The sequence below is a fragment of the Psychrobacter sp. GW64-MNA-CIBAN-0177 genome, assembly GCF_040309585.1.
Classification (GTDB): domain Bacteria; phylum Pseudomonadota; class Gammaproteobacteria; order Pseudomonadales; family Moraxellaceae; genus Psychrobacter; species Psychrobacter okhotskensis.
Window position 1 is genome coordinate 1 of the sequence record NZ_JBEOOY010000066.1, and the last position, 480, is coordinate 480.

Consider the following 480-nt stretch of genomic DNA (forward strand, 5'->3'; position numbering starts at 1 on the left):
CCTTACCAATGCAGCAGGTGCTTAATGAAGTGCTGGCAGGCTCTGGCGAATGTGCGTCAGTTGAATGGCGTTTTTTAGGAATGAGTATTCCTGAGCAGTCGTTAATATTTTTTAGCGTGCTATTACTGGTGCATGGATTGCTACTTTGGCGTATCTTACGTCCGCAAATATCAGCGCGCTATTAAAAATACTTGCTTTCACAACCAGGTCTATTAAAATATTTTTAGCCGTTTTGTCTTAGACTATCTTAGCTTAAACTATTTTAAGAGCGCTTTTAGTGACTTGTTTTTCCTTTCCTCCAGTATTTCTTCTTTAAGCACTAATTGACTTATCCTCGTAGTGAGTTCTTTGCATACCTGTGTCATGCTAATGCCATAATAATAACAAAAAGCTTACAGTCTACCGATTAACCTTTGTTATCTTATAGGCTTTTATTGCCCTTATTTTATGACATTGAACAGTGTTTGCTCTGATATATAT

The 480-nt window shown here is 37.1% G+C and carries 1 protein-coding gene; it reads left to right on the forward strand.

Annotated elements, in window-relative coordinates:
* The coding region (locus tag AAEY79_RS14200) for a disulfide bond formation protein B (protein WP_352288870.1) at nucleotides 1-185 on the forward strand (185 nt) is incomplete at its 5' end.
* Nucleotides 186-480: the final 295 nt, after the last annotated feature.